Below are 21,672 nucleotides of genomic sequence, written 5' to 3' on the forward strand. Positions count from 1 at the left end.
CAGAGCGACAAGACCGACAAGCAGGTGCTGACATGAGTGGAGCGTTGCTCAGCGTCGATCGTCTCGACGTCTTCTTCGGCGCGCACGGAACGCGGGTCCAGGCGCTGCACGGCGTCTCCTTCGACGTCGCGCCGGGCGAGGTCGTCGGCCTGGTCGGCGAGAGTGGGAGCGGCAAGACCGTCACCTCACTGGCGCTCATGGGCCTCCTGGACCCGCGCACCGCACGGGTCCGGGGGGAGGCACGACTCGAGGGCGAGCCGCTGTGGAACGCGTCGGGCCGCCTGCGTCCCCACGCGGAGGTCCCGATGGCGATGGTCTTCCAGGAGCCGATGACGGCGCTGGACCCCGTCTTCCGGATCGGCCACCAGCTGGGGGAGACCCTCCGGCGCCGCCAAGGGCTGAACCGGCGCCAGGCGACCGCGCGCGCCGCCGAGCTGCTCGACCAGGTCGGGATCCCCGACCCGCGGGCCCGGCTCCGGGCCTACCCGCACGAGCTCTCGGGCGGCATGCGGCAGCGCGTCGTGATCGCGCTGGCGCTGGCCTGCTCGCCCCGGCTCCTCATCGCGGACGAGCCGACGACCGCGGTGGACGCGACGATCCAGGCCCAGTTGCTCGAGCTCATCTCGGGCCTGGCCCGCGACGAGGGGATGGGGGTGGTGTTCGTGACCCACGACCTCGGTGTCGTCGCCCAGATGTGCCATCGCATGATCACCATGTACGCCGGCCGCGTGATCGAGGCCGGCGCAGTGGGGGAGGTCCTCGCCCGGCCGCTCCACCCCTACACCTCGGGTCTGCTCGCCGCTCTGCCCGATCCCCGGCACCGCGGCGGTCGGCTGCCGACCATCCCGGGCGCCGTACCGGCCCCGGGGCGGACCGCCGAGGGCTGCGTCTTCGCCGAGCGCTGCGCGCACACGCGGCCCGCGTGCGGTGCGACCCCCGAACTGCGCCCGGTGACCGGCGGTCGGGAGGTCCGGTGCGCCCGTGCCGAGGAGCTGCAGCTGGCAGGGAGCGGGTCATGAACGTGCTGATGCGACTCGACGACGTCTCGGTGCGTTTCCCGGTCGGGCGGCGACGCAGCGTCTCGGCCGTCGACGGGGTGAGCCTGGACATCGTCGCGGGCCAGACGCTCGGCCTGATCGGCGAGAGCGGCTCGGGCAAGTCGACCCTGGCACGCGCCATGCTGGGCCTGGTCCCCGCCGCCGCGGGTTCGGTCTCCTGGCAGGGCGAGGAGGTGGCCCGGATGTCGCGGCAGCGCCGTCGCGACTTCACCGGCGAGGTGCAGATGGTGTTCCAGGACCCGCACAGCGCGCTCGACCCGCGCCGACGGGTGCACCAGAGCGTCCGCGAGCCGCTCGACGTCCTCGGCCGCGGCGCCCGGGCCGATCGCGACGACCTGGTCCGGGCGGCGCTCGAGGACGTCGGGCTGCCCGCCCACCTGCACGACCGCTATCCCCACCAGCTCAGCGGCGGTCAGAAGCAGCGGGTCAACATCGCCCGGGCCCTGGTGACCCGGCCGCGGATGCTCGTGTGCGACGAGTCCGTCGCCGCGCTGGACGTGGCGCTGCAGGCGGAGATCCTCAACCTGCTCGGCGACCTGAAGGACGAGTACGACCTCACCGTCGTCTTCATCAGCCACGACCTCGGCGTGGTCGGCCACATCGCCGACCGGGTGGCCGTGATGTACCTCGGCCGGCTGGTGGAGACGGCCGCGGCCGACGTCCTGCTGGACGCGCCGCGCCACCCCTACACCGAGGCCCTGCTCTCCGCACGCCCCGACGTGCACGCGCCGGGGGCCGGCGATCGGATCATCCTGCGCGGGGACGTGCCCAGCCCGCTCGCCCCACCCTCCGGGTGCCGCTTCCATCCCCGGTGCCTGCACGCCACCGCCGCCTGCGCGGCGGAGACGCCGGTGCTCCTCCCCGTCGCGGAGGGCGGTACGTCGGCCTGTCTGCGGGTCGCGGAGCTCTACGACCCGCGCCCGGCCGACGCGACGAGGAGTGGTACCCGATGAGGATCGCCTCCGCGGTCGCGTCCCGGCTGGTCTGGACCGTGCCCACCCTGCTGCTGGCCACGCTGGTCGCCTTCCTGCTGCAACAGCTGATCCCCGGCGACCAGGCGGTGGCCCTGGCCGGCGAGTACGCGACGGACGAGAAGCTCGCGGCCATCCGTGCCGACCTGGGCCTCGACCAGCCGGTGCTGACCCGCTACCTCGACTGGATCGGCGGCGTCGTCACCGGCGACCTCGGGACGTCGTACCGCACCGGACAGCCGGTCACCGAGATCGTGCTCGACCGGCTCCCGGTGACCCTGGTGCTGACCCTCTTCGCGCTGCTCGTCGCGATCGTCATCGGCATCCCCAGCGGCGTCGCCGCCGCGCAGCGGCCCGGCAGCTGGGTCGACCGGCTGTTCACCACCGCGGCGACCGCGGGCATCGCGATCCCGAACTTCTGGCTGGGCATGATGCTGATCGCCGTCTTCGCCCTGCAGCTCGGCTGGTTGCCCGGGCCGGGCGGCGTGGACTTCGCCGACGACCCCGGCAACGCGCTGCGTGCCCTCGTCCTCCCCGCGTTCGCCCTGGGCATGGTCGGCTCGGCCGAGATCTGCCGGCAGGTCCGCTCCGCGATGATCGAGAGCCTCGGCTCCGACTACGTGCGGACCCTGCGGGCGACCGGCCTGTCCCGCTGGTCCATCGTGTGGCGGCACGCCCTGAAGAACTCGAGCCTTCCGCTGGCGACGATCCTGGGGATCCAGGTGTCCCACCTCGTCGGTGGCGCCGTGGTGGTCGAGGCCGTCTTCGGCCTGTCGGGCATCGGGTCCCTCGTCGTGGAGGCGACGAACCAGCGCGACTACGTCGTCATCCAGGCGGTGGTGCTGCTGGCCGCGGTGATCGTGCTGGTCACCAACCTGGTGGTCGACATCTCCTACCGTCTCCTGGACCCGAGGATCTCCTGATGTCGACGACGCTCAGCAAGCCCGTCCGCACCGCACCGCGCACGTCGGCGGTGATCTGGCTCAGCTACGGCATCCTCGCCGTGGTCGCGGTCGTCGTGGTCCTGGCGGACGTCTTGGCGCCCCACGCGCCGAACCACCAGGACCTCACCTCGGTGCTCCTCGGCCCCAGCGCGGAGCATCCCCTGGGCACCGACGACCTCGGCCGCGACGTCCTCAGCCGGCTGCTGCACGGCACCCGGGTCTCGATCCTCGCGGCCCTGCTGGCCGTCGGGATCGCGCTCGTCGTCGGCTTCCCGCTCGGCATCCTCGCCGGGTACGTCGGCGGATGGCCGGACGCGATCCTGATGCGGCTGCTCGACACGGTGATGGCGTTCCCCGCCCTCGTTCTCGCCATCGGCATCACCGCGATGCTGGGGCCCGACATCACCACGGCCATGATCGCCGTCGGCGTCGTGCTCACGCCGGTGGTGGTGCGGCTGACCCGGGCCCAGACGATGGCCGTGGCCGGCCAGACCTATATCGAGGCGGCGTCATCGTTCGGCGCCCGCGGCGTGCGCCGGATGATCCTGCCGCACGTCGTACCGAATGTCGTCCAGCCGATCGTCGCGCAGCTGGCCGTGCTCATGGGCTTCGCCCTGATCGCGGAGGCCAGCCTGAGCTTCCTGCAACTCGGCGTCCAGCCGCCGACGGCGTCGTGGGGCACGATCCTGGCGCGCTCCTACACGTTCCTCGAGCGCGCGCCGATGAGCATCTTCGTGCCGGGCGCCGCGATCGCGCTGACCGTCTTCGCCCTCAACATCGTGGGCGAGGAGGTCCAGCGGCTCCTCGACCCGCGCCGCAGGTGACCGCGCCGTGCGCGTCGCCCATCCGACCTGCATCATCGACACCGAACGACGGGAGACCCATGAACTCGAGTTGGCTGACCAGCAGTGCGGCCGTGCTGCCGCAGGCCCTGCGCAACCGCGCGGGCCAGCACCCGGACCGTACCCTCGTCGTGTTCGAGGACGGCCGGCGCTGGACCTACGCCGAGACGCTGCGCGAGGCCGAGCGGGTGGCCCACGCCCTGCGCGGCCTCGGCGTCGCGCCGGGCGACCGGGTGGTCTCGTGGCTGCCCACGGGTCCCGACGCGCTGCGGGTCTGGTTCGGCGTCAACCTGCTCGGTGCCGTGCTCGTGCCGCTCAACACCGCCTACCGCGGCGGCCTGCTGGAGCACTCCCTCGCACTGTCGGGCGCGTCGGTCGCGGTCGTGCACGCCGACCTGGCCGACCGGCTGGCGACCGTCGACCGTGCGGGCCTGCGCGACGTCGTCGTCGTGGGCGGGCCCGCGGCGGTCGACGGGCTGCGGGTGCACGACGCGGCGGTCCTGGACGGCGCCCCGCCGCCGGAGCCCGCCGCGTGGCCGGAGGTCATGCCGTGGGACCCGTACGCCGTCGTACTGACCTCGGGGACGACGGGGCCCTCGAAGGGCGTCGTGTGCTCCTACGCGCAGCTGTCGGCCTGTGCGGAGGCGGCCTTCGCCGGCGACTTCGGCGCCGACGACCGGTACCTGGTGACCCTGCCGCTGTTCCACGCCGGCGGGACGATCGGCGTCAACGCGGCGGTGGTGCTCGGCGGGAGCATCGTGCTCACCTCCGGCTTCAGGACCGGGGACTTCTGGGACTTCGTCCGCGCGACCGAGCCGACGCACGTCACGCTGCTGGGCGTGATGGCGACCTACCTGAGCAAGCAGCAGCCGTCCGCCGCCGACCGGGAGCACTCGCTGCGGCGGGTGTTCATGATCCCGCTGTCGGACGCCGCGACCTTCGCGGAGCGGTTCGGTGTCGAGGTCGTTGCGATGTACAACATGACCGAGGTGTCCATCCCGATCATCTCCGACCCGAACCCGGCCCAGGACGGCACGTCCGGCCGGGTCCGCCCGGGGATGGAGGTGCGGATCGTCGACGAGCACGACCTGGAGGTGCCCGACGGCACGGTCGGCGAGCTGATGGTGCGCGGCGCCGAGCCGTGGACCATCGCGACGGAGTACCTCGGTCGCCCGGAGGCGACGGCCGCGGCCTGGCGCAACGGCTGGTTCCACACCGGCGACGCGTTCCGCCGCGTCGACGGCGAGTACTACTTCGTCGACCGGATGGGCGACACGATCCGGCGGCGGGGGGAGAACATCTCGTCGTTCGAGGTGGAGAACGAGATCGTCGCGCACCCCAGCGTCTCGGAGGTGGCGATCGTGGCGACGCCGAGCCCCGACGGCGAGGACGAGGTCCTGGCCGTGCTCGCGCCGGTTCCCGGGCGGTCGATCGACGTCGCCGAGCTGGTCGAGTTCATCCGGCCCCGGATGGCGCACTTCATGGTGCCGCGCTACTTCCGCGTCCTCGACGAGCTGCCGAAGACCCCGACCAGCAAGATCCAGAAGCACGCCCTGCGGGCGGCCGGGATCACGCCGGACACGATCGACCGCGAGGACCTCGGGATCCGGATCCGCAAGGACCGCATCGGCGAGCCGGGTCGGGCCCGCTGACCCGACGACCCGTCGGGGTCAGGCCGAGCGGGGCAGGGACATCGCCCGGCCCTCGGGCGTGAGGTACGCGCCGTCGTCGAACAGGATGACGCCGTTGCAGAGGCGGCACCAGCCCTGCTCGCTGTGGTCGGCGGTCACGTGGGCGGTGCAGCAGTCGGGGTCCCCGGCGGCCGGGCACTCGGGTGAGTGGTCACACATCGTCGTGCTCCCTTTCGGTCGTTCACTCTCTCAACTCAGGTGATACGCCTGATCGGCAGCGGATGCACGCGGTTTCGCCGAACTGTGACGAAACTGCAGGGTAGGGAAAACCCCACCGCGCACCGGCGGTCCAGGACCATCGAGCCCGGCCGCCGCCGTCCCTAGCGTCGATGACATCAGATCCCGCACCCCCGGGAGACACCCCGGGACAGCCCAGGAGCAGCCATGTCAGAGACCGCCCTCGAGGTCCAGGACCTCACCCGCACCTACGGCGTCGGCGACAACGCCGTCACCGCCCTCGCCGGCGTCGACCTCGCCTTCCGGCGAGGGACCTTCACCGCCGTGATGGGACCCTCCGGGTCCGGCAAGTCGACCTTCCTCTCCTGCGCCGCCGGCCTGGACCGACCGACCGGCGGCAGGATCCTCGTCGGGGGCACCGACGTGACCGACTGGGACGAGGAGCGCCGGACCCGGCTGCGCCGCGAGCGGATCGGCTTCGTCTTCCAGGGCTTCCACCTGCTGCCCTACCTCTCCGCCGCCCAGAACGTCGCCCTCCCCAGTCGGCTCGCCGGCCGGCGGGCCGATCGCGAGCGGGTGCGCTACCTGCTCGACCGGGTCGGTCTCGCCGACCGCGCGCACCACCTGCCCGGCAGCCTCTCGGGCGGTCAGCAACAGCGGGTCGCGATCGCCCGGGCCCTGCTGACGGAGCCCGACGTCCTCCTCGCCGACGAGCCGACCGGCGCCCTCGACTCCGCCACGGCCCGTCAGGTGCTCGGCGTGCTGCGTGGCAGTGTCGCCGACCTCGGCCAGACCGTGGTGATGGTGACCCACGATCCCGTCGCCGCGTCGTACGCCGGTGAGGTGGTCTTCCTCGTCGACGGCCGCGTGGCGGGGCGGATGGCCCACCCGACGGCCGATGCGGTCGCCGGCCAGATGGCCCACCTCGACGAGCTGGTGTCGGCATGAACGCCGCCATGAACGGGCTCGCCCTGCGCAGCCTGCGGCACCGCCCGCGGGCGGCGATCGCCACCTTCCTCGCGGTCCTGCTCGGCACCCTGCTGATCGGCTCGTTCGCCACCCTGGCCGAGTCCTCGTCCGGCGCGCCCGCTCCGGACGACGGGACGCTCGTCATCCTCGGCGCGGTGGTCGGCGGCTGGGGTGCGCTGATCGTGCTGTTCTCCGTCGCGTCGACGGTCGGGATCACGACCACCCAGCGGGCCACGGAGATCGGGCTGCTGCGCACCATCGGCGCCACGCCCCGCCAGGCGCGGCGACTGATCGCCCGGGAGACCGGCGCGATCGCCGTCGCCGCGGCCGTCCTGGGGGCGCTGATCGCGTCGGTCACGGGCCGGCTGCTCTTCGACCTGATCCGCTCCGGCGGGCTCGTCGCCGACCGCACGGAGTACGACGCCGGCCCGGTCTCGGTGGCGGGCGCGGCGCTCCTGGTCCTGGCGGTCTCCGCCGTGGCGTCCACGATCGCCGCCCGGCGCGCCACCCGGGGGCCCGCGGGCGTCCTGGTCCGCGAGAGCGGTGGGGAGCGGGGCCGGATGCGCTGGTGGCGCGTGGCGATCGCGCTGGTGCTGGTGGGCTACGGCATCGCCATGGCCGTCATCACGGTCACGGTCACCGCCCACGACGACGACCCCTACGCCGCGATGTCGACGAGTGGCTCGAGCTCGATCCTGGTGGGCGTGGGGCTGGCCGTGCTGGCACCGGTCCTGCTGCGCTGGGGAGCGCGCCCCGTGCGGCTGCTGGCCGGGACGTCCGCGACGGCCCACCTGGCGTCGTACAACACCGCGCGGCGTGCCCACCTGCTCGCCGGGGTGCTCGCACCGGTCATCGTGCTCACCTCCGCCGCGGTCGGCACCCTGCTGCTCGTCGACATCGACCAGCGCACGCTGCCGGGCGGGACCGCCGACAGCGACACGATCACCCTGCTCAACAACGTGGTCGTGGGGATGATGTCGCTGTTCGCGGCGATCATGGTCGTCAACGCGTTCGTCGCGACGATCGCGCACCGCCGCGAGGAGCTCCAGCGCCTGCGCCTGATCGGCGCGACACCGCGCCAGGTGCGCGGGTCGGTCGTCGCGGAGGCCGGTGTGGTGGCCGCTGTCGGCGTGGTGCTCGGGACGCTCGCGGCGCTCACGACGGTGGTGCCCTTCGCCGTCGCCCGCGAGGAGGGCGTGATCCCCGACGGCGGCCTGTGGCTGGCGCCGGTGGTCGCGGCGGCCGTGGTCGCCCTGACGCTCGGGTCGGCGCGGGGCGCGGTGCGGAGCGTGGCGCGATGACAGACTTGGCCCCGATGGACGTGCTGGCCCCGATCCGACCGCTGCCCGTGACGCCGGTCGACGAGGCCGGCCTCTGGGAGCGGCTGCGGCTGAGCCTGGTGTCCGCGGGGTACGCCGTGTCCTTCGTCCCCGGCCTGGTGCTCGCCATCCTCACCCTGCTGTGCATCCCGCTCGGGCTGGTCGGGGCCGGCTTCGTGCTGGCCCTCGGCGTGGTCCCGGCGACGGCGGCGCTGAGCGCGGTGCACCGGCGGCTCAGCGGACGGCTGCTGGGGGAGTCGATCGACGCGTCCTACGCTCCGGCGCGGGGGGCCGCACTGGTCCGCCCGGCGCACTGGATCCGCGATCCCGCGCGGTGGCGCGACTTCGGCTTCCTCTGCTTCGCCGCGACCGGCGGCTTCGTGCTCTCGATGCTGCCGGTCGCGTTGCTGACCACGCCGATCACCTGGCTGGTCCTGGCCTTCACGGCGGGCGACTGGGCGTGGGTGCTGCTCATCGTGCTCAGCGGCCCGCTGCTGCTGACCTGGTGGGTCACGACCGAGCCCCTGGTGCGCGCCCGGGCCCGCGCGGAGCGGGCGATCCTCGGGCACGACCGGGTCGCGGAGCTCGCCGAGCGGGTCGAGCGGGTGGAGGAGTCGCGCGCCGAGACGCTCGACCACTCCGCCGCCGAGGTGCGCCGCATCGAGCGGGACCTCCACGACGGCGCCCAGGCCCGGATCGCCTCGGTCGGGATGAGCGTCGGGCTTGCCGAGAAGCTGCTGCAGACCGACCCGGAGGGCGCGGCTGCGCTGCTGCGCGAGGCCCGCGAGACCACGATGGACGCACTCGACGACCTGCGCTCCGTGGTCCGGGGCATCCATCCGCCGGTCCTCGCCGACCGCGGCCTGGCCGGCGGGATCGAGGCGCTCGCCCTGGCCCTGCCCGTCCCGGTGGCGGTGCGGGTCGACGTACCGCGCCTCCCGCCGCCGGTCGAGTCGGCCGCCTACTTCGCCGTCGCCGAGTGCCTGGCCAACACCGTCAAGCACGCCGCGGCGAGCCGGGCGTGGGTCCGTGGGTCGTACGCCGAGCAGCGGCTCCGCCTCGTCGTCGGGGACGACGGGCGGGGCGGCGCCGATCCGGCCGGATCGGGCCTCGCCGGCGTCGCCCGCCGGCTCGCCGCCTTCGACGGCACCCTCGCCGTCGACAGTCCCGCCGGAGGGCCGACCACGGTCCGGATGGAGGTGCCGTGCCTGCCGGTCTGACGACGCTGAGAGCGGTGCTCGCCGAGGACCAGGCGCTGTTGCGCGTGGGCCTGACCCGGATCCTGGAGTCCGGCGGCGTGGAGGTCGTCGAGGCGGTCGACAACGCGCCCTCCCTGGCCCGGGCGCTGGAGCGCGAGGACGTCGACATCGCGGTCGTCGACGTCCGCCTCCCGCCGACGCACACCACGGAGGGCCTGGAGGCCGCGACGACGGCACGGGCCACGCGCCGCGCGTTCCCCGTGCTGGTGCTCAGCCAGTGGGTCGAGCCGCTCTACGCCCGCGACCTGCTGGCGGGTGGCGAGGGCGCGATCGGCTATCTCCTCAAGGACCGGGTCGCCGACGTCGACGGCTTCCTCGCCGCCGTGCGCCAGGTCGCCGACGGCGGCACCGTGCTCGACCCGGAGGTCGTCGCCGCCCTGGTCAGCGCCCGCAGCCGGCCCCTCGACCGGCTCACCGAGCGTGAGCAGGAGGTGCTGACGCTCATGGCGGAGGGCCGGTCCAATGCGGCGATCGCCGCGCGACTGGTCGTCACCGAGAAGGCGGTCGGCAAGCACATCAACAACATCTTCACCAAGCTCGACCTGCCCCAGGCGCCCGACGACAACCGCCGCGTGCTGGCGGTCCTGGCCTGGCTCGACGGGCGCTGACCCGCGCCGCGCGGCGGCGTCTAGGGTGGCGACGTGACCGACCTGACCGTGATCGTCCTCGCCGCCGGCGGCGGCACCCGCATGAAGTCGAAGACGCCGAAGGTCCTCCACCGGATCGGCGGGCGCAGCATGATCGGCCACGTCCTGACAGCCGTCGGCGCGCTCGAGCCGGCGCGTGTGGTCACCGTCGTCGGGCACCAGCGCGAGCTGGTCGGCCCCCATGTCGCCGAGCTGCGGCCGGAGGCGGTGCTCGCCGTCCAGGACGAGCAGCTCGGCACCGGCCACGCCGTCCGGGTCGCGCTGGAGGCACTCGCCGAGCCGCCGCGCGAGGGCACGGTCCTCGTCGCGTACGGCGACACCCCGCTCCTCGAGGGCGCCACCCTCCGCGCGTTCACCGCGTCGCACCAGCGCGCCGGTGCCGCCGTGAGCATCCTCAGCGGGATCGTCGCCGACCCGTCGGGCTACGGCCGGGTCGTCCGCGACGACGCCGGTGTGGTCCAGGCGATCGTCGAAGAGAAGGACGCCTCCGACGCCGAGCGGGCGATCACCGAGATCAACTCCGGCATCCTCGCCTTCGACGCGGCCTTCCTCGCCGAGACCGTCGGCCGGATCGGCAACGACAACGCCAAGGGGGAGTACTACCTCACCGACGCCGTCGGGCTGGCCCGCGCCGCCGGGCGCGTCGTCACCGCCCATGCCGTGGAGGACGCCCTGCAGACCGAGGGCGCCAACGACCGCGAGCAGCTCGCCGCCCTCGGTCGTGAGCTGAACCGCCGCATCGTCCGCAGGTGGATGCGCGAGGGGGTCACCGTCATGGACCCGGCGACCACCTGGATCGACGCCGACGTCGAGCTGGCGCCCGACGTCACGATCCTCCCCGGCACGCAGCTCCTCGGCACCACGACCGTCGCCGAGGACGCGGTCGTCGGGCCCGACACGACGCTCGAGGACTGCGAGATCGGCACCGGCGCCCGCGTCGTACGCACGCACGGGCAACTCGCCGTCATCGGCGCCGGTGCCCAGGTCGGCCCGTTCGCCTATCTCCGCCCGGGCACGCTGCTGGGCGCGGAGGGCAAGATCGGCACCTTCGTCGAGACCAAGAACGCGCAGCTCGGCGCCGGCGCGAAGGTCCCGCACCTGTCCTACGTCGGCGACGCCGAGATCGGCGAGGGCACCAACATCGGCGCCGGCACGATCTTCGCCAACTACGACGGCGTCGCCAAGCACCGCACGACCGTCGGCAGGCACGCCCGGACCGGGTCCAACAACACCTTCGTCGCGCCGGTCACGATCGGCGACGGCGCCTCGACCGGGGGCGGGACCGTCGTCCGGCGCAATGTGCCGCCGGGCGCGCTCGCCGTCAGCACCTCGCCCCAGCGCAACCTCGAGGGCTGGGTCGCCTCGCGGCGCGCCGGCACCGCGCAGGCGGAGGCGGCGGCAGCCGCCGCGGGTGAACAGTCCGAAAACGGACCCGGACTTGGGGACGACGCGGGCGAGCGGGCAGAATCCTAGGTACCACCAGCGACGACCAGGGGGAGTCACAGACGTGAGCGGTCTGAAGCGGACGACCGAGAAGAACCTGATGGTCTTCTCGGGACGGGCACACCCCGAGCTGGCCGACGAGGTCGCCCGGATCCTCGACCAGGAGCTGGTCCCGACCTCGGCCTACGAGTTCGCCAACGGCGAGATCTACGTCCGCTACGAGGAGTCCGTGCGCGGCTGCGACGCGTTCGTGATCCAGAGCCACACCACTCCGATCAACGAGTGGATCATGGAGCACCTGATCATGGTCGACGCGCTCAAGCGGGCCTCCGCGAAGCGGATCACCGTGGTCATGCCGTTCTGGGGCTACAGCCGCCAGGACAAGAAGCACCGCGGTCGTGAGCCGATCTCGGCCCGCCTGATGGCCGACATGTTCAAGACCGCGGGCGCCGACCGGATCATCACCGTCGACCTGCACGCCGACCAGCTCCAGGGCTTCTTCGACGGCCCGGTCGACCACCTGATGGCGCTCCCGGTCCTCACCGACTACATCAAGGACAAGTACGGCGACCAGCCGCTCGCCGTCGTCTCCCCGGACGCCGGCCGGATCAAGGTCGCCGAGCGCTGGTCCGCCCGCCTCGACGGCGCGCCGCTGGCGTTCATCCACAAGACCCGCCGCACCGACGTCGCCAACGAGGTCGTCGCCAACCGCGTCGTCGGCGACGTCAAGGGCCGCATGTGCGTGCTCACCGACGACATGATCGACACCGGCGGCACCATCGTGAAGGCCGCCGAGGCGCTCATGGCCGACGGCGCGGCCGGCGTGATCATCGCCGCCACCCACGCGATCCTCTCCGACCCCGCCGTCGACCGGCTCAAGAACTGCTCGGCGACCGAGATCGTCATCACCAACACGCTGCCGGTGCCGTCGGAGAAGCAGTTCGACAAGCTCACCACCCTCTCGATCGCGCCGCTGGTCGCGCGAGCCATCCGTGAGGTCTTCGAGGACGGCTCGGTGACCTCGATGTTCGACGGCCACGCGTAGTTAACGGCGTTAGCTAATTGCTGCGGTTTGGGACCAAACCACGGCAAAAAGCCGTTCGAGCATGCGGTTTGTGCCCAAACGGCGGGTGATCGTGGCGACCCCGGGCGACCCGGGACGCGCTCAGTTCGACCACTGCGGGACACCCTGCGGCCGGGTCCTGGAGACCCCTCGTTCATCTGAGTCCGATGGTCTTCGCTGGTTCACGCAACCACGGAGGATCGATGAGCGTCAGGTGGGGCCGCGCGGCCCGTCGGGGACTGGTGGGTACGACGGCCGGGGCACTGCTCCTCGGCACGCTCGGGGTGGTGGCGGCGAGCGCCACCGCGGTCCCGCGCGGCGACGACCGGCCGACGTACCTCGGGAAGAGCCTCTACACGGGCGAGTTCCACTCGCACACCTCGGTCAGTGACGGCGTGAAGATGCCGGTCGACGCGTTCGACCACGTGCACGCCGAGACCGAGGCCGACTTCTTCACCGTCTCCGAGCACGACGTCATGTGGGACCTGCGCAACGGCGACGACTTCATCGACGACTGGCGCGACGCCGACTCCGAGGAGTGGCGCAGGGTGCACGAGGACGCCTTCGCCTTCAACGAGGCGCAGGACGACCTCGTCGCGGTGCCGTCGATCGAGAACACCTGGTACGACGGCACCGGTCACATCAACGTCTTCAACGCCGACTGGAAGGCGACCGCCCGGGCCACGGAGAAGGGCAGCGTCGACGGCTTCGCGAACGCCTTCGGCACGGGCGACATGAAGTACGACATGTACACCTTCTTCGCCCGGATCAAGCAGGACCCGGACGCGATCGGGCAGTTCAACCACCCCAGCGCCACCGGCAAGGGACGCTTCTTCGGCTTCAACGGCCTCGACCGGGCCGTCGACGAGTCCATGGAGCTGATCGAGGTGAAGAGCGCCGCGCAGCTCGACGAGTACGTCGCCGCGCTCGACACCGGCTGGCACCTCGGTCCGGTCTGGAACGGCGACGAGCACTCGGCCACCTGGGTCAGCGGCAACCAGGCCATCAGTGGCGTCTGGGCGGACGAGCACTCCCTGGAGGGCCTGTACGCCGCCATGCGCGACCGCAGCACCTACAGCAGCCAGGACGGCAACCTCGAGCTGGCCTTCGGCGGCAACGACGAGATGATGGGGTCGATCCTGCCCGCCGACACCACCACGGTGGGCTTCGACATCCGGCTCGAGGACCCCGACGAGCGCGACGCCTTCACGAAGGTCGAGCTGGTCACCAACGGCGGAGCCGTCGCCCACGACTTCCCGGGCATCACCGGTCGGACGCTGAGCCTCGAGCACGAGCAGACCGTGGCCGCGGGGGACTGGTACTTCGTGCGGGCCACCCAGGCCGACGGCCACGTCGCGGTCTCCGCGCCGATCTGGATCGGCGAGACGACCCGCGGCGCCAACTACGCGCCCGAGATCGCCGTCGTCGGCGGCTTCCCCGCGACCGCGGCGTACGGCGCGACGATCGAGCTGCCGCAGGTCACCGTCACCGACGACTCGGGCCTCGACCCGACCGTCACCTACGAGGTGTACGACGCGTCCGGCGTCGTGGACGTCACCGACGGGGCGTTCCGTGTGCGCGGCTACGACGACCACTTCGTGGTGGTGAAGGCCGAGGACGGGCAGGGCAACATCGGCACCGAGCTGCTGCGCATCGTCGTCGACCAGGACACCCTCGACCCCGCGGGCGTCTTCCAGCACTTCGGCAGCACCGCCGTCGTGACCGAGCACGCGGGTGGGGCCGGGATCGCGGTGTCCACCGACCGCTCCATCGCGAAGGTCCACGCGCAGGTGCTCCCGGCCGGCAGCGACGACTGGTCGAGCGCCGAGGTGCTCACCTCGACCAACGACCGGCCGTACGAGGTCAACACGATCGGCAACGACGAGCCGGTCTACCAGCACTCCATCACCGGGCAGACGCTGCGCAGCCACGAGTTCGACCTCACCGGCCTGACCGACGGTGAGCGCTACCGCTACCGGTTCGGCGTGACGGTGGACGGCGCCGCTCCGTCGCCCTCCGCGCCGGGCGCGTGGACCGAGGTGCAGGGCGAGTTCGTCGCGGGTGGTGGCGGCAACGAGCCGATCTACGCCATCGGCGACCTCCAGGCCACCAGCCACGACGCCGGCGACCTCGGGATGCTGCGCGAGGTCCTGTCCACGCTCCAGGAGAAGTCGCCGGGCGGCCGCACGCTGCTGCAGACCGGGGACCTGGTCGACAACGGCGGCCGCGGGCAGTACTGGGACGAGGTGTTCGACCACGTCTTCGACGGCCTCGACGTCCAGTACGCGCCGGTCGCCGGCAACCACGAGACCTACGGGGACCTCGACTACAACGCGCACTCCGAGGAGCGCACCGCGATCTTCGGCAACATGTTCGACACCCCGAAGAACGGCGCCATCGGCGAGTCGAACTACTCCTTCGACCGCGGCGACGTACACATCGCCGTGCTCAACTCCGTGCACGACATGGACAAGCAGATCGACTGGCTCGCCAAGGACATCCGGGCCTCGGACCGCACGTGGAACGTCGTCACGGGTCACTACTCCTACTACGGCGGCTCGCACGGCAACGACGGCCCGCTCGCCGCCGACCGGCCGAAGCTCACCGCCGCGTTCGAGAAGCTCGGCGTCGATCTCTACATCGGCGGCCACGACCACATCTACAAGCGCTCCACGATCTACGACGGTCGCCTCGCGGCCGACGCCGAGGAGGAGGCGCTCGGCACGACCTTCGTCACGCTCGGCTCGGCGGGCCCCAAGTTCTACGACAACGTCGTGCACTGGTGGGACGACGTCGTCGTCGACGAGAACACCCAGATGGGCACGGTGCTCGAGGTCACCGACGCCGGGCTGGAGCTGACGACGTACGCCGTGGACGGCCGCGAGATCGACCGCTACACCGTCACGAAGCCGACCGGGCACTGGCGGATCACGTCCACGGACGTGGTCGACCGCAAGCTCGAGGGCATCGGCGTGATCAGCACCGAGGGGACGCCGGCGTCGACGACCCTCGTCGCCGCGACCTACGACAGCACCGGGCGGGAGCTGCGCGACCTCCGCACCGTTGACGTGGCGCTCGATCACCAGGGCTCGGAGCAGTTCGCCACCTTCAGCACCCCGCTGCCGGTGAACCCGAGCGACACCGTCGAGGTGTACGCCTGGGACAGCCTGGCGGGAGCCCGTCCCATGACGGCGCCGATCGTGGCCCGTGAGGGCATCGAGGGCGAGGGCACCGCAGCGGACCCCTACCTGATCACGTCCGGCGCCGACCTGGCGAAGATCGCCAACGACCCGTCCGGGCACTACCGCCTGACCACCGACCTCGACCTCACCGGCGAGACCCACTCGCAGGTCGACCGACTGGTCTCGTTCACCGGCGTCCTCGACGGCGCCGGGCACACGATCACCGGCTTCACGACGCCCGACACGCAGGGCGTGGGGCTGTTCGCCGACAACGCCGGCACGATCCGCGACCTCTCGGTCGTGGGCGACGTGGAGACCGACCGCGGCACCGTCGGCCTGGTGGCCGACGTCAACCACGGCCTCATCGAGCGGGTCCGCACGGCGGGGTCGATCACGGGCTCGACGCGGGTCGGCGGCGTGGTGGGCGACCACTACGGCACGATCCGCGACTCGTACTCGACCGCGGACGTGACGACGACCGGGCTGTACGCCGGCGGCGTGGTCGCCATCGCGATCGGCGGCTCGATCAGCGAGCGACTGCTGTCGACGGGCGCGGTGCGGGCGCAGGCGCGCAACGCCGGTGGCGTCGTGAGCTACGGCTACGAGAACACCGTCGTCACCCAGTCGGTGTCCCTCAACGACGTCGTCCAGGCGTCGTCGTTCGCGCACGCCGTCGTCGGCCGTGTGGCCGACGGGCAGATCGCCGAGCTGGCGCGCAACTACACGAGCTCGGGCGTCACGGTGACCGGCGAGAGCCTCCCCGACGCACCCGCGGCCGACAACTGGAAGGGCGAGATCGTCCCGGCCGCCGAGCTGCGGACCCCGGACTGGTTCACGGCGCTGGGCTGGGACCTCGAGGGCGTGTGGGAGTGGCATGCGAAGGCCAGGCGTCCGCTGCTGCGCGGTGCGCCCGAGCCGATCGACGATGCGACCGTGGCGCCCAGCCTCCCGCAGGACGACGACGGGTCCTACCTGATCGCCGAGCCGGCGCAACTGGCCCAGGTGACCGCGTTCCCGGAGGAGCGCTACCGGCTCGCGGCCGATCTCGACCTCGCCGGGCTCGACGTACCGCAGCTCGCCACCCGTCGCCCGTTCAACGGCGTCCTCGACGGGGCCGGCCACGAGATCCGCAACTGGACGTCGCAGGCCGGCGGCCTGTTCGCCCTGATCGGGGCGGACGGGGCCGTGCGCGACCTGGGGATCGTCGACGTGCGCATCGACAAGCCGACGGCCCGGGCGGGCGCGGTGGTCGACACGCTGCGCGGCACCGTGGAGCGGGTCTGGACCTCGGGCGAGGTCACCGCCAAGGAGTACGCCGCCGGCGTGGCCGGTGACTCCTTCGGCACCATCCGCGACGTGTACTCCACCGCGACCGTGCGGACGTCCGGCGGCAACTACGCCGGCGGCATCGTCGGTGTCGCCGACTCGCCGAGCCTGACCGAGCGGGTCTACGCGACCGGCGTGGTCACCGCGACCGGCACCTCGGGCGGCGGCATCAGTGGCTACGCCCGCAACAGCGGGACGGTGGTGCGCAGCGCCTTCGCGCTGAACCCGTCGGTCACCGGCACGACGACGACGCAGCGGGTGGTCGCCCGCTCGGCCAACGGCCAGACGGCGAGCCTGGCGGACCTCTACGCCGCCGAGTTCGTGGTGGCCGGCGTGCAGTCGGCGACCGCGACCGGACCGACCACGCTCAACGGCGCCACCGTGACCGCCGCCGACGCGGCGCGGCAGTCGACCTGGGCCGACCGGGTCGGCTTCGACTTCGAGCAGACCTGGGCGTGGGACGCCAACGGCGACCGTCCGGTCCTGCGCACCGCCACCGAGGAGGTGCCCGAGCGGCCGGGGCCGACCGCGGGGCAGGACGAGGACGGCGCGTGGCTGATCACGACCGCGGCGGAGCTGCGGGCCCTGGCGGCCCATCCGGACGAGCGGTTCCGCCTCGCCGCCGACCTCGACCTGGCCGGGACCGCGGTGCGGGTGCCCACCTTCCGCGGCACGCTCGACGGGGCCGGCCACCAGATCCGCGGGCTCCGGTCGACCGAGGGCGGGCTCTTCGGGGTGATCGACACGGCGGGCGTCGTGACCGATCTCGTGCTGGAGCAGGTGGAGATCACCAAGACCAGCAACAAGGCCGGTGGCCTCGTCGACACGCTGCGGGGCACCGTCGAGCGCGTCGGGGTGTCCGGATCCGTGAGCGCGCCGTCCTACGCCGGTGGCATCGCCGGGGACTCGTTCGGCACCCTCCGCGACGCGTGGTCGACCGCGAACGTCACGACGACCGCCGCGGCGTACGCCGGCGGGATCATCGGCGTCGCCGACGCGCCGAGCACGACCGAGCGCGTCTACGCGACCGGCGAGGTCCGGTCGGCGGCAGCCTCGGCGGGCGGCCTCACCGGCTACGCCCGCAATGCCGCGACGGTCGTCCGGCACGGTGTCGTGCTCAGCCCGGCCGTCACGGCCACCACCAACGCCCACCGGGCCATCGCGCGGTTCGCCGGCACCGAGCCGGCGACCCTCGCCGAGCTGTGGGCCGTCGACACCCTGGTGCCGACCGTGCAGGTCAGCACCGAGGTGGGACCGACGACACGCAACGGTGGCTCGCTCACCGCCGCCGAGCTGGCCGAGGAGGCAACCTGGTCGGGGATCGGCTTCGACCTCGCCCAGATCTGGCGGTGGGACGCCGAGCTCGGCCGCCCGGTCCTCCGCGTCCCGGAGCCGACGGCGACGCCCGACGGCACCGCTCTCGGCCGTCCCGCGCCGGGTTTCGCGACCCGCGCGGCGGCGACGGCGCCCGAGGCGGACGCGCCCGGTCACACCGTGGTCCCCGGCGCGGACGGTCTCGTGACGCTGGCGCTCGACCTGGGCCCGGCGGCCGCGAACGGCGAGGTCGGCATCGTGGTGCTCGACGCGACCGCGGACCAGAGCGCACCGGCCACCACCGATGTCGCCTACCTGGGACAGCGCACCCTCGACGCAGGGGGACGCGCCACCCTCGATCTGGTGCTGCCGGACGAGCCGGCCGCCTACCGCCTGGTCGCCGGGTCCTCCGCGGGCGACGTCCGCTACGTCGCGCCGCTGGACCCCGACGCACCCGTCGACCCGACCGCCCCGGCGACGGTCAGCGCGGGCGACATCGAGGTCGGCGTGGGCAGCACCGCGACCGTGACGGTGCGCGTCACCGGCGCCGAGGGGACCCCGACCGGAACGGTGCGCGTCCTCGCCGGCGCGACCGCGCTGGGATCCGCACAGCTCACCGGCGGTACGGCGCACGTCGTACTCCCGGCGCGATCGCTGCCGGTGGGCACCCACCAGCTGCGGGTGGCCTACGACGGGGACGGCGACCATGCCGCGGCGTCCACCACGGTCCGGGTGCGCGTCACCAAGGCGCCGGCGGCGGTCCGGGTGCTGAAGGTGAAGCCGAAGCGGGTCGAGGTCCGTCGGACGCGACCGGTCCTCCGGGTCCGTGTCGACGTCCCCGCCGGTGTCGCCGCCGACGGCACCGTGACGGTCAAGATCCCCGGAGCCAAGAACGTGCGGGCCGTCGTCCGCAACGGCGTGGTGCGGCTGCGCCTGCCGGCGTTCCAGCGGGTCGGCACCCGGCGGCTGAAGGTCGTCTTCGCGGGGAACGCCGAGGTCGAGAAGGCGCGGACGATCGTCAGGCTCAAGGTCCGCCGCTGAACCGGCGGCGGCTCAGGCCTCGTCGAGGCCGCGGACGAACGCGCCGAAGCCGGGCAGGGTGAACCGGACGAGGCCGTGGCCGACCGGCTCGATGACGCCCTTCTCGATCAGCCGCTCCCGCGGCACGCTGATGGCGCGGGAGTCGACCTCCATGCCGGCGGCGATGGCCGCCCGGGTGACGTTGCCGTCGCCCGCGGCGGCCATCGCGGCCAGGAAGCGCTGCTCCAGGCGCGACGCCGCGCCCCAGCGGGCCCGGTGCATCGCGGCGAGCTGGTCCCGGGCCACCGGCAGGCCCCGCTTGACGGCGGTGAGCGTGAGCCGGTCGCCGGCGCCGGGCGCGGCGGCGTCCCAGGTGGTGCTGCCGAGGAGCTGGATCAGGTAGGGATAGCCGCGCGACTCGGCCACGATCGCGGCCAGCGCCGCATCGGACCAGGCGACGCCCTCGGCCTCGGCCGGCGCGACCAGCGCCGCGCGGGCGTCGTCGTCGGAGAGCACGTCGAGGGACACGAAGCTGCTGCGCTCGCCGAAGGTCGCGGCCCGGGTCAGCGCCTCGGGGGTGACGGGCAGCCCGGCGGCGACCGTGGCGAGGGGGTTCTCGGTGCGCTCCCCGTCGAGGTTCTGCAGGGTGTTGAGCAGCACGGCCATCTCGTCGGCGGAGGCCGTGTGGAGCTCGTCGAGGAGCAGGAGCAGGCCGGCACCGCCGTGCTGGCGGACCGCCGAGGCGGCCTCGTGCAGGAGCGACTCCAACACGCCGATGGCCGCCTGCGGGGGAGCGGTCGCCTCCTTGCGCGCCACCTCGGCCTGCACCTTCGCTCCCGGCAGGCCGACCTCCACCGTCAGCCTCTCCAGCTGGCCGCGCCACCGGCTGCCGGCCGCACCGCCGGGCAGGGCGTCGGCCCGCTCCAGTGCCCGCGCGATGCTGTGCGCGATCTCGGCGAGGACGGGCTGCTGGCGCGAGCAGGCCACCCAGGCGGTCACGAACCCGGACTCCACGGCGCGGCGCTGACCGGCCCGCAGCAGCGAGGTCTTGCCGATCCCGCGGGGCGCGTGGAACACCAGCAGCGGGCCGCCGAGCTCGCCGTACGTCGCGACGCGGGCGAGCAGGCCCTCGATCCGCCGCATCTCCACGGCCCGGCCGGCCAGGATCCGCGGCACCTGACCCGGCGTGTAGGGGTTGCTCGCCATGACCGGCCTCCGTGCTGTGATACGTCTTTATACTTCGCGCAAGTATAAGCCGGTATCAACCCGCGGACCGGCCGACGACGGTCTCCCGGGCGTCGGGACCGCTCCTCCACAGCCGGGCGCCGGTCGGTGGCGCCCTGTGCCCGGATCGGGATAGCGTCGCGAGGCGTCCCCGGTCCGGGCGCTGCTCATCTCGGGAGGACCCATGCGCATCCACCGCACCGCCGGCGGCCCGCCGGCGCTCGGCCTGCTCGTGGCCGTGCTCGTCCTGCTGCTGTCCGCCGCCTGCACCGGTGACGATCCCGACGCGGATGGTCCGGGTGATCCGACCTCGTCGTGGAGTCCGACCGGGACCATGGATCCGTCGTCGTCCGGCTCCGGTGAGCCGGTCGATCCGGTCGATCCGGTGGAGCCGGAGCTCCCGGAGGTGGCGCGGGAGGCCAGTGAGGAGGGGGCGCGGGCGTTCATCGCGTACTACTGGGAGCTGATCAACTACGCGCAGGTGACCGGTGACGTGAAGGCGCTGAAGGTGGCCTCAGGGCCGAACTGTTCGGGATGCCATGAGGGTGTGCAAGGCGTCAGAGCGCTGTACAAGAGCGGCGGACGCGCCGAGGGCGGTGACTACAGCGTCGTGTTCGAACAGGTCAACCAGTTGAAGGGCAGCCCTAGCCTCCTGGCCTTCGAGGCGCTTCTGACGGTCGCCAACACGGAGCAGTTGCTGGTCCAAGGTGATGGCTCCGAGCATCGGTCGGCGGCTGGCTCCACCCGGATGGCGGTGGCGGCCCAGTGGCTCGGCGATTCCTGGCAGATGGAAGTCATGGATCCCCAATGAGGCTCGCCGTCATCGGGCTTGCGGTGGCATGGGTGATGGTGAGCCCTGCTGATGCATCTCGTGCCGACCCTGTTCCCGACCCCACGACACAAGCCGGAGTCTCCGATAACGGACTCTGGGTCGACAGCACCCGAAACGGAGACGATTCCTCACCGCCGAGCTCCGGATCCCCCGCGACGGGGTCAGCCGCTCAGCCGGTAGCGGGAGGCTTCGCCTGCCAAGGAGCTGAACAGGTCGTCGGCGAGTTCGTGGACCACTCCTTCTGCTCGGCCGACGGGGCCGAGGTGCCGGTTCTCACTGCTGAGGATGTGCGGCGGGCGTTCGCGGAGTTGGCGCTTCCGGCGGGAACGTTGAGCATCCAGCCGCCGGACGGGCTGACGTTGGTGAACTTCGAGACGAACTTCTACACCAC

General features: G+C 72.8%; 15 protein-coding genes. 13 read left to right on the forward strand and 2 right to left on the reverse strand.

What is annotated here, in order from left to right; genetic code table 11:
• Positions 1-32: 32 nt before the first annotated feature.
• From ACPZVR_RS16145 to ACPZVR_RS16165, 5 genes are read left to right on the forward strand one after another with little or no spacing between them, the layout of a single operon-like run.
• Entirely contained in the window at positions 33-1,019 is a 987-nt protein-coding gene (locus tag ACPZVR_RS16145) for an ABC transporter ATP-binding protein (RefSeq protein WP_436700628.1), read from the forward strand.
• Positions 1,016-2,011, forward strand: a complete 996-nt coding sequence (locus ACPZVR_RS16150; protein ID WP_436700629.1) for an ABC transporter ATP-binding protein — start codon at positions 1,016-1,018, stop codon at positions 2,009-2,011. The genes ACPZVR_RS16145 and ACPZVR_RS16150 overlap by 4 nt, the downstream gene beginning before the upstream one ends.
• Complete coding sequence (locus ACPZVR_RS16155; protein WP_436700630.1) at positions 2,008-2,952, forward strand: ABC transporter permease; 945 nt, start codon at positions 2,008-2,010, stop codon at positions 2,950-2,952. Before ACPZVR_RS16150 ends, ACPZVR_RS16155 begins: the two co-directional genes overlap by 4 nt.
• Positions 2,952-3,797: an ABC transporter permease gene (locus ACPZVR_RS16160; RefSeq protein WP_436700631.1), complete on the forward strand. Its 846-nt coding sequence runs from the start codon at positions 2,952-2,954 to the stop codon at positions 3,795-3,797. The genes ACPZVR_RS16155 and ACPZVR_RS16160 overlap by 1 nt, the downstream gene beginning before the upstream one ends.
• A gap of 59 nt (positions 3,798-3,856) precedes the next feature.
• Entirely contained in the window at positions 3,857-5,467 is a 1,611-nt protein-coding gene (locus ACPZVR_RS16165; RefSeq protein ID WP_436700632.1) for an AMP-binding protein, read from the forward strand.
• An 18-nt stretch (positions 5,468-5,485) separates the two neighbouring features.
• On the opposite strand, the gene ACPZVR_RS16170 is transcribed toward ACPZVR_RS16165, so the two are convergent.
• On the reverse strand, positions 5,486-5,665 hold the full coding sequence (locus ACPZVR_RS16170) for a DUF5999 family protein (RefSeq protein ID WP_436700633.1): 180 nt from the start codon (positions 5,663-5,665) through the stop codon (positions 5,486-5,488).
• A 225-nt stretch (positions 5,666-5,890) separates the two neighbouring features.
• On the opposite strand from ACPZVR_RS16170, the gene ACPZVR_RS16175 reads away from it, so the two are divergent.
• The 7 genes from ACPZVR_RS16175 to ACPZVR_RS16205 all read left to right on the forward strand — a co-directional run bounded on the left by ACPZVR_RS16175 (position 5,891) and on the right by ACPZVR_RS16205 (position 19,246).
• Complete coding sequence (locus ACPZVR_RS16175) at positions 5,891-6,631, forward strand: ABC transporter ATP-binding protein (RefSeq protein ID WP_436700634.1); 741 nt, start codon at positions 5,891-5,893, stop codon at positions 6,629-6,631.
• On the forward strand, positions 6,628-7,953 hold the full coding sequence (locus tag ACPZVR_RS16180; protein WP_436700635.1) for an FtsX-like permease family protein: 1,326 nt from the start codon (positions 6,628-6,630) through the stop codon (positions 7,951-7,953). Before ACPZVR_RS16175 ends, ACPZVR_RS16180 begins: the two co-directional genes overlap by 4 nt.
• Complete coding sequence (locus ACPZVR_RS16185; protein WP_436700636.1) at positions 7,950-9,191, forward strand: sensor histidine kinase; 1,242 nt, start codon at positions 7,950-7,952, stop codon at positions 9,189-9,191. Before ACPZVR_RS16180 ends, ACPZVR_RS16185 begins: the two co-directional genes overlap by 4 nt.
• Before the next feature lie 5 nt (positions 9,192-9,196).
• The gene (locus tag ACPZVR_RS16190; RefSeq protein WP_436700645.1) at positions 9,197-9,838 is read left to right on the forward strand and encodes a LuxR C-terminal-related transcriptional regulator; all 642 of its coding nucleotides are present in this window, start codon (positions 9,197-9,199) and stop codon (positions 9,836-9,838) included.
• Between the two features lie 33 nt (positions 9,839-9,871).
• On the forward strand, positions 9,872-11,350 hold the full coding sequence (gene glmU, locus ACPZVR_RS16195) for a bifunctional UDP-N-acetylglucosamine diphosphorylase/glucosamine-1-phosphate N-acetyltransferase GlmU (RefSeq protein WP_436700637.1): 1,479 nt from the start codon (positions 9,872-9,874) through the stop codon (positions 11,348-11,350).
• 34 nt (positions 11,351-11,384) lie between these two features.
• A complete protein-coding gene (locus ACPZVR_RS16200) occupies positions 11,385-12,365 on the forward strand; it encodes a ribose-phosphate diphosphokinase (protein WP_436700638.1) in 981 nt (326 codons plus the stop codon).
• A 221-nt stretch (positions 12,366-12,586) separates the two neighbouring features.
• Positions 12,587-19,246, forward strand: coding sequence for a metallophosphoesterase (locus ACPZVR_RS16205; RefSeq protein ID WP_436700639.1), 6,660 nt, complete (start codon positions 12,587-12,589; stop codon positions 19,244-19,246).
• 12 nt (positions 19,247-19,258) lie between these two features.
• On the opposite strand, the gene ACPZVR_RS16210 is transcribed toward ACPZVR_RS16205, so the two are convergent.
• Positions 19,259-20,431: an ATP-binding protein gene (locus ACPZVR_RS16210; RefSeq protein WP_436700640.1), complete on the reverse strand. Its 1,173-nt coding sequence runs from the start codon at positions 20,429-20,431 to the stop codon at positions 19,259-19,261.
• 202 nt (positions 20,432-20,633) lie between these two features.
• On the opposite strand from ACPZVR_RS16210, the gene ACPZVR_RS16215 reads away from it, so the two are divergent.
• Positions 20,634-21,260 (forward strand): DUF6318 family protein, encoded by a 627-nt coding sequence (locus ACPZVR_RS16215; protein ID WP_436700641.1) that lies wholly within the window; start codon positions 20,634-20,636, stop codon positions 21,258-21,260.
• Positions 21,261-21,672 lie beyond the last annotated feature (412 nt).

It is taken from the genome of Nocardioides segetis, from assembly GCF_051390595.1.
Classification (GTDB): domain Bacteria; phylum Actinomycetota; class Actinomycetes; order Propionibacteriales; family Nocardioidaceae; genus Nocardioides.